At 73.6% G+C, this 8,404-nt stretch carries 6 protein-coding genes and 1 riboswitch; of the genes, 4 read left to right on the top strand and 2 right to left on the bottom strand.

Annotated elements, in window-relative coordinates:
* Window positions 1–69 precede the first annotated feature (69 nt).
* Window positions 70–1,428 carry a prenyltransferase/squalene oxidase repeat-containing protein gene (locus ACFQ3T_RS31820; protein WP_380729022.1) on the bottom strand — a complete coding sequence of 453 codons (1,359 nt, stop codon included), beginning with the start codon at window positions 1,426–1,428 and terminating at the stop codon, window positions 70–72.
* 90 nt (window positions 1,429–1,518) lie between these two features.
* A riboswitch (cobalamin riboswitch) is annotated at window positions 1,519–1,662 on the bottom strand.
* Window positions 1,663–1,734: 72 nt separating this feature from the next.
* Between ACFQ3T_RS31820 and ACFQ3T_RS31815 the strand changes: the two genes are divergently transcribed.
* The 4 genes from ACFQ3T_RS31815 to ACFQ3T_RS31800 all read left to right on the top strand — a co-directional run bounded on the left by ACFQ3T_RS31815 (window position 1,735) and on the right by ACFQ3T_RS31800 (window position 7,839).
* A complete protein-coding gene (locus tag ACFQ3T_RS31815; RefSeq protein ID WP_380729020.1) occupies window positions 1,735–2,991 on the top strand; it encodes a cytochrome P450 in 1,257 nt (418 codons plus the stop codon).
* Between the two features lie 128 nt (window positions 2,992–3,119).
* A complete protein-coding gene (locus ACFQ3T_RS31810; protein WP_380729018.1) occupies window positions 3,120–4,082 on the top strand; it encodes a DMT family transporter in 963 nt (320 codons plus the stop codon).
* 114 nt (window positions 4,083–4,196) lie between these two features.
* Window positions 4,197–5,378, top strand: a complete 1,182-nt coding sequence (locus ACFQ3T_RS31805; RefSeq protein WP_380729016.1) for a S8 family peptidase — start codon at window positions 4,197–4,199, stop codon at window positions 5,376–5,378.
* Window positions 5,379–5,457: 79 nt separating this feature from the next.
* Window positions 5,458–7,839, top strand: a complete 2,382-nt coding sequence (locus ACFQ3T_RS31800) for a PEP/pyruvate-binding domain-containing protein (protein ID WP_380729015.1) — start codon at window positions 5,458–5,460, stop codon at window positions 7,837–7,839.
* Here the strand turns inward: ACFQ3T_RS31800 and ACFQ3T_RS31795 are convergent.
* The coding region (locus tag ACFQ3T_RS31795; protein ID WP_380729013.1) for an integrase core domain-containing protein at window positions 7,836–8,404 on the bottom strand (569 nt) is incomplete at its 5' end. The two genes, ACFQ3T_RS31800 and ACFQ3T_RS31795, sit on opposite strands and share 4 nt — an antisense overlap.

Genomic DNA, 8,404 nt, shown 5'->3' with positions numbered 1-8,404 from the left:
CCCGCCCGCCGCACCGCGCCCGTCACGACGCCGCGGCCGGGGCGTGCCCCGAGCCGGGCCCGCGGGCCGTCACTTCCGGACCCCCGCATACCGCTTGCGGGACAAGGCGACCGCGAGCACGCCGCCCAGGAGCATCAGCACGCCGATCCACAGCACCGGCCCGACCGACGCGCCGGTCCGGGCCAGGTCGCCGCTGCCGTTCGACACGACCGCCGCCGCGGTCGTCGTGGTGGTGGAAGTCGAGGTCGCGGTGTCGGTCGTGGTGCCGGTGGCGTCGGCGGTGGTCGTGGTCGTGCCGGTCGTCGTTCCGGAAGTGTCCGAAGTGGACGACGTGGACGAAGTCGGTGACGTGGACGTCGTGGAGCGGCAGTCGAGCACCGGAGCGCCCGGCGTGGCGTTGCCCGCCTTCAGCTCGCCGAAGCCAACACCGACGAGCCCGAGGACGCCCTGCGCGCTCGCCCGCAACGACGTGGCCTGCTTGAACCCCGTCCGGTCGAACGCGATCGCTCCCCGGTCCGCCGCCGGGGCCGGGCAACCGACCTGGGACGCCGTCAGGAACGCCGCCGCGCGGTCCGCGGCCGCCGTCCGGCCACCGGCACGCAACGCCTGCGCCGCGAGGCCAGTGCTGTTGGCGTTGCCCTCGTCGGTCTTGCCCTCGTCGCGGAACCCGCCGCCGGGCTGCTGCACGCGGCTCAGCCAGTCGAGCGCGCGTCCCGCCTCGGTCGTCCGGTCCGCGGCCAGCAGCGCCTGCGCCACCATCGCGGTGGCGTCCACGTGCGGCGCGCACTTCGCCTCCTCCAGGACCAGCGGGAAGCCGCCGTCCGGGCACTCGGTCCCCACCAGGTAGTCGACGGCGGCCTTCGGTGCGCCGCCCTCGCGCCGGTCGAGCGCCAGCACCGCGAAGGCCTGCGTGAACCCGTTGGAGAAGTCGCCGAAGGCGGACTTGTCCCGGAACCGCCCCGACGGAGACTGCAACGCGGTGAGGCCCGCGATCAGGTCGACGCCGCCGAAGGCCGTCGGGTCCTGGCCGTGCACCTGGACGGCCAGCGCCAGCTTGGCGTGCGCGCCCGCGTACGACTCGGTCGGCTTGCCGAAGTGGAGGTAGTTGTCGAGGACGTCGGGCTTGGCGAGCCACGCGGTCGCCCTGTCCGCGTTGGTCCCGGCCACGCCCGCGGCGGTGAACGCGAACACCGCGTCGAGCGTGAGGCCCTGGTCGGGGTAGGTGACGTTGTCGTAGACGTTCTCGAAGTGGTCGCCGCCGACGAGCTGTCGCGCCAGCCACCCGGCCGCGGCGTCGCTCACGTCCGTCGTCACCGGCGGCTCCTGCGCGCCACCCCGGACATCCGGCTGCGCCTGGGCCGCGGGCAGCACCGCGAGCGCGGCGACGGCGGTGGCGGCGAGGACGCAGGCGGTCCGTCTGAACGACATGTTCGGCCTTTCCGGGCGCAACGCGTGAGCGGACCCCGGACAGCCGTCACCGACCTCCCCCGGGCTCCGACCCGTTGACCACGACGGTGTCAGGAGCTTGCACGCGCGACGGGTGTTCGGGCTCGTCCCGGGTGGGACCTACCGTTGCGGGTCAGCGCCGGATTTCGACCGGCTTCCCCCGTTCGTGCGCGATTGCCGATCGTCTGTCACGGACCTGTGCGTGTCAATCCGCCTGTGGCGCGATGCTGCTCACCCCTACGTACGGTTACCGTCGCTCAGATCGACCTGGGGAATGAGGGGTGTGGGATGACAACTCTGGCGTCCGTGCGCGACGGCTTGGTGGCGTGGGTCGCACGGCGTTCGGCGACGCGGTGGGTCATGGGGAAGATCGGTTCGAGGGCGTTGTCGCTGCTCCCGGACCGTGCGCTGGTTCCGCTGAAGCGGGACGGGGTCGTGCCGGTCGCCGAGCTGGAGCGGATGCGGCAGACCGGCGCGGTGCACCGCATCCCGGTGCCGTTCGGCCTGCGCGTGTGGTTGGTCACGGGCCTGGACGAAGCGAAAAAGGTGCTTTCCGACACAGGAGCGTTCAGCAACGACTACGCGCGGCTGGGTGCGGCGGTCCGCATCGAGCAGTCGCCCGGCGGCCTCGGCTTCGCCGACCCGCCCGACCACACCCGGCTGCGCAAGCTGCTCACGCCGGAGTTCACCATGCGGCGGTTGTCCCGGCTCGTGCCGCGCATCGACGCCATCGTCACCGAGCGGCTGGACGCGATGGCGGCCGTCGACGGTCCGGTGGACCTCGTCCAGGAGTTCGCCCTGCCCATCCCGTCCCTGACGATCTGCGAGCTGCTGGGCGTGCCCTACGAGGACCGCGACCGGTTCCAGGAGCTGGCGGCGGCGCGGTTCGACCTGTTCGGCGGCGCGGGGCAGGCGTTGGGCGCGATCTCCGAGTCGCTGTCCTACATGGAGGAGATCGTGCGCCGCGAGCGCCGGTCCCCGGGCGACGGCCTGATCGGCATGATCATCCGCGAGCACGGCGACGCGGTGAGCGACGTCGAGCTGGCCGGCCTGGCCGACGGCGTGCTCACCGGCGGCTTCGACACGACCGCGAGCATGCTGGCGCTCGGCGCGATCGTGCTGCTGACCGACGACGAGGCGCGCGCGGCGATGCGTGACGACGACGCGGCCACCGCGCCGATGGTCGAGGAGCTGCTGCGGCACCTCAGCGTGGTGCAGGTGGCGTTCCCGCGGTTCGCCCGGCACCCGCTGGACGTCGGTGACCAGCGCATCGAGGAAGGCGACGTCGTCGTGGTGTCGCTGTCGGCGGCGAACCGCGAGGAGGTGTCGGACTTCGACCACCGCCGGGGATCGTCGGCGCACCTCGCGTTCGGGTACGGCGCGCACCGCTGCGTCGGGGCCGAGCTGGCGCGGATGGAACTGCGCGCCGCGTACCCGGCCCTGCTGCGCCGCTTCCCGAAGCTGCGCCTGGCCACCGACAGCCCGGACTTCCGCACCGCGTCGATCGTCCACGGCGTCGACAAGCTGATGGTCCACACGCGCTGACGGCGCCGTCGTGCGGAACCGGGGGTCCGGTGTTCGACCTCCGGTTCCGCACAACCTTGTAGCTGTGCTTAACGCAGGCTCATGAGGTTTAACTTTTCTTGAATCCGGTCGTGCGGGACGGTGATCCCATGACCGGACGAGGCGTGCTGCGGATGGCGGTGCTGGCCCTGCTGTGGGGGTCGGGCTTCCTGTGGATCAAGCTGGCCCTGACCGGCCTGTCCCCGGTGCAGATCACCGTCATCCGCTGCGCGCTGGGCGCGGCCGTCCTGCTCGTCCTCGCGCGCCTGGGACGGCAGGCCTTGCCGCGTCGGCTGTGGGGCCACCTGGCCGTCGCCGCGTTCTTCTGCAACGCCCTGCCGTTCCTGCTCTTCGCCGTCGGGGAGCAGACCGTCGACTCCGGCGTCGCGGGCGTCCTCAACGCGACCACCCCGCTGTTCTCGCTGATCATCGGCCTGCTGATCGGCACCGACCGCGGTGTGACCCCGATGCGGGTGGCCGGTCTCGTGCTCGGGTTCGCCGGGGTGACGCTGATCTTCGCCCCGTGGCAGCGGGAAGGTCTGGCGGGGATCGGCGCTCTCGCCCTGCTCGGCGCCGCGGCGAGCTACGCCGTCGCGTTCGCCTACATGGGCCGCAAACTCGTCGGCAAGGGCGGCCCGATCGCCGTGTCCGCCGCCCAGCTGACCGCCGCCACCGGCCTGAGCGCCGCCCTGGTCCCGTTCGACCGGACCTCCACCACCCTCAACGTCACCGCGATCGTCGCCGTGGTGGTGCTCGGCGTCTTCGGCACCGGCGTCACGTTCATCCTCAACTACCGGATCATCGAGGACGAGGGGCCGACCAGCGCGGCCACCGTCGGCTACCTGCTGCCCGTCGTGTCGGTCGCCCTGGGCGCGATCGTGCTCGACGAGCCGCTGACGCCCCGGGTCGTGGCGGGCATGGCCGTGGTGCTGGCCGGTGTCGCCCTGACCCGGCTCGGCGCAACCCGGTCGGCCCTGGCCAAGCGCCCGCCGGAGCGACGCCGGCGTTACCAGTTGTCCGTTATGTCCACCGAGCGTGACACCGTGCGCCGCCGTTCGGCCGACGACCGTTGACCACGGCATAACCGCTGGTCAGGCTCCACGTTGAACCACGGACGAGTGACTGTCCGCCCCGTCAACCCTGCGTCGGGGCGCACCCGGCCGTGGCTCGCCCGAAGGAGCCAACCCGTGCGTCCTTTCAGCCGGACCATCGCCGTCCTGGCCGTCTCGGCCACCGCCACCGCGCTCACCGCCGGCACCGCGCCGGCCGCGCCCGCCCACCAGGCGGAGATCACCCTCGCCGCGGCGTCCCCCACCGTCCACCCGATCCCCGACTCCTACATCGTCACGCTGGGCCCGGCCGCGCGCGCCGCCGCCGGTGTGGCCGCCGCGGCCGGCGTCACGCCCACCCACGTGTGGGACGCGGCGTTCCACGGCTTCTCCGCCAAGCTCACCCCGGCGCAGCTGCGCAAGCTCAGCCGCGACCCGGCCGTCGCCGCGATCGAGCAGGACGTGCTCGTCACCGACGCGCTCGACGCCACCCAGCTCAACCCGCCGTCGTGGGGCATCGACCGCGTCGACCAGCGCGCCCTGCCGCTGTCGAACAGCTTCACCTACACGTACAACGGGAGCGGCGTGCACGCCTACATCATCGACACCGGCATCACGCCGGGCCACGTCGACTACGGCGGCCGGGCCACGTTCGACTACAACGGCATCGACACCAACAACACCGACTGCCACGGCCACGGCACGCACGTCGCCGGCACCATCGGCTCGGCCACCTACGGCGTCGCCAAGGGCGTCCGCCTGCACGGCGTGAAGATGATGAACTGCTCCGGCGGCGCCACCACCACGTCGGCGCTCAACGCGATCAACTGGGTGACGGCCAACCACACCAAGCCGGCCGTGGCCAACACGTCGTGGAACTTCACCGCGTCGGCGAGCCTCGAGACCGCGATCCGCAACATGACCGCCGCCGGCGTGTTCCTGGCGACGTCGGCGGGCAACACCGGCGGCAACTCGTGCGACCGCCTGCCGCGCAAGGTCGAGACGGCGAGCGTCGTGGCGTCGTCCACCAACACCGACGCCCGGTCCTCCTTCTCCAGCACCGGCGCGTGCGTCGACCTGTACGCGCCCGGCAGCTCGATCGTCTCCACCGTCCGCACCGGCGGCTCGGGCACGATGAGCGGCACGTCGATGGCGACCCCGCACGTGGCGGGCGTGGCCGCGCTCTACAAGCAGCGGTACGGCGACCAGTCGTCGGCCACGGTCCACAACTGGCTCAACTCGTCCGCCACGCCGAACGTCGTCGTCGGCGGCACCACCGGCGGCACGGTCAACCGCCTGCTGTTCACCAACGGGCTGTGACCGCTCCCCGGCGCGCGGGCTGAGGACGTCCCCGCGCGCCGGGGAACCACGCTCAGCGTCCCTCTGCGAAGATCGGCGCATGGGGACCACCGCGCTGGTGCTGCCGCTCGCCGACCCCGACGCCGACCTGGCCGCGTTCGGCGGCAAGGGGGCCTCGCTGGCCCGGCTCGCGGCCGCCGGCCTGCCCGTGCCGGACGGCTTCCACGTCACCACGCACGCCTACCGGCGGATCGCCGCCGACCTCGACGCGCGGATCGCGGAGGCGCTGCGCGGGGAGGACCCGGCCGCGGTGATCGACGCCGAGTTCGCCCGCCGCGAGGTGCCGGCGGACGTCGCGGAGGCGATCCTCGCGGCCCTGCCTCCGGGACCGGTGGCGGTGCGCTCGTCGGCCACCGCCGAGGACCTGCCGGGCCTGTCGTTCGCGGGCCAGCACGACACGTTCCTGGACGTGGCCCGCGACGACGTGCTCGACGCCGTCAAGCGCTGCTGGGCGTCGCTGTGGACCGAACGCGCCATCGCCTACCGCGCCCGGAACGGCATCACCGACGTGGCCGCGGCGGTGGTGGTCCAGCGGATGGCGCCCGCCGACGCGGCCGGCGTGCTGTTCACCGCGAACCCGGTCACGGGGTCGCGCGCGGAGACCGTGGTCAACGCCGCGCCGGGGCTGGGGGAGGCCCTGGTCGGCGGCACGGTCACGCCCGACGAGTACGTGGTGGCGGACGGCGCGGTCGTCACGCGGTCGGGCGCCCTGCTGCCGGACGTGACGGTGCTGGAGCTCGCCGACCTCGGCGCGCGGGTCGAAGACCTCCACGGCACGCCGGTGGACGTCGAGTGGGCCGTGGCGGGCGGGCGGATCGCCCTGCTTCAGGCCCGGCCGATCACCGCCCTGCCCGACGCGGCGCCGGAGGTCTGGAACGACACCCTGCGCGGCGACTACCTGTGGACGTGCGCGAACCTCCGCGAAGCCGTGCCGAGCGTGATGACGCCCGCCACGTGGTCGTTCGCCCGCGCGCTGGCGCAGCCGCCCATCGGCGGGCACCCGACGTCCGGCAACATCGGCGGCCGCTTCTACCTCAACCTCAGCGTCGCGTTCGCGGTCGGGCGGGCGCTCGGGCTCGAAGGGTTCCTGCGTCGGACGAGCGAGCAGTACTTCGGCCGCATCCCGCCGGACGTGGTGGTGCCGCCGCTGCCGATGTCACGGCTCGCCGTGCTGCGGGCGGCGATCGGCGCCCTGGTGCCGTTCCTCCGGCAGGGCCGCGAGTTCCGGGCCCGCATCGACGGCCTGCTGGCGTCGGCGCCGGACCGCGCCCGTCGGCTGCGGGAGGCGTTCCGCGCCGCGTCCACGCCCGCCGACCTGCTCGCGCTGTGGCGGTCCGATGTGGACGAGGTGCTGCGGGTCGACGCGCGGGTGTTCGACGCGGGCGCGCGCACCGGCTCCACGGCGGCGGCCAGGGTCTGCCGCCGGTTGGTGAAGCTGGTGGGGGAGGACGACGCGACCGCGTTGCTGACCGGCGCGCACGGCGCGGCTGGGGAGTTGGCGAGCCTCGGCCCGCTGCTCGGCCTGGCGCGGCTGCGGCGCGGCGAGATCAGCCGGGAGGCGTACGTCGAGCAGTACGGCCACCGGTTCGCCGACGAGTTCGAGGTGTCCGCGCCCCGTCCGGCCGAGGACCCGGCGTGGCCCGGCGGGCTGGACGTCGGCGTCGACCCGGAGGAGTTGCTGGCCCGTCAGGCGGCCGTGCGCGACGCGGCGTGGGACCGGCTGCGCGCCGCCCACCCCGGCAAGGACGAGCGGCTGCGCGAGCGGGTCGACCGCGTCGCCGCGCTGGCCCGCGAGCGCGAACGCGCGCGGTCGGAGTTCGCCCGCGCGTTCGGCGTGCTGCGGGCGTTCCTGGTGCGCGCGGGGGAGGTCACCGGGCGCGGCGACGACCTGTTCTTCCTGCCGATCGAGGAGACGCTGCGCGTGCTGGCGGGCGACGGGACGCCGCTGTCCCGCGTGCCGGCCCGCCGTGCCGCCTACGACCGGTACCGCGCGCTGCCGCCGTACCCGACGCTGATCCGCGGCCGGTTCGACCCGGAGGCGTGGGCCGCCGACCCGGACCGCAGGCTGGACGTGCACGACTCCTCCGCCGCGCCGCCGGGTGACGACGTGTCCGGCTTCCCCGGCGCGGCGGGCGTGGTGGAGGGCCTGGCACGGGTGATCGAGCACGTCGAGGACGGCGCGGAGCTGCGGCCGGGCGAGGTGCTGGTGACCACGGTGACGAACATCGGGTGGACGCCCCTGTTCCCGCGCGCGGTCGCCGTGGTGACCGACGTCGGCGCGCCGCTGTCGCACGCCGCCATCGTCGCCCGCGAGCTGGGCATCCCGGCCGTCGTCGGCTGCGGCAACGCCACCACCCGCCTCCGCACCGGCGACCGGGTCCGGGTGGACGGCGGGCGCGGCACCGTAACGGTCCTGCGCTAGATGTTCTGTCCTGTGAGGTTGGGGACGCGGCTGGCGGGTGGTTGGCCGTGGAGTGCGGTGTGGCCGCGGTGGTGGTTGTAGGTGTGCAGCCAGTGTGGCAGTGCGGCTCGTCGTTCGGTTTCGGATGGGTAGGGCTGGGCGTAGGCCCATTCGTCGAGCAGGGTGCGGTTGAAGCGTTCGACCTTGCCGTTGGTCTGGGGTCGGTAGGCGCGGGTGCGTTTGTGGGTGATGCCGGCGTGGGTGAGGGTGTCGCGCCACAGGTGTGAGCGGTAGCAGGAGCCGTTGTCGGTCAGCACCCGCTTGACCGTGATGCCACCGGCCTGGAAGAACGTCTGGGCTCTGGTCCAGAACGCGACCGCGGTTTCCTTGGTCTCGTCGGGCAGGATCTCGGTGTAGGCCAGCCTGCTGTGGTCGTCCACGGCGTTGTGCAGGTAGGCGTAGCCGAGGTTGGGGCGGCCGTGGACCTTGCGCGGCCTGTCCGGGTCGCGGTGGGCGGAGCTGTTGCGCCCGCCGGCCCGGCGTCCGTGCACTTTGTGGCCGCCGCCGTCGGGGATGTTGCCCAGCT

Source organism: Saccharothrix hoggarensis, assembly GCF_042678885.1.
Lineage (GTDB): Bacteria > Actinomycetota > Actinomycetes > Mycobacteriales > Pseudonocardiaceae > Actinosynnema > Actinosynnema hoggarensis.
Note: the sequence above shows the minus strand (reverse complement) of the source record. Positions and strands in the feature narration are given on the sequence as shown.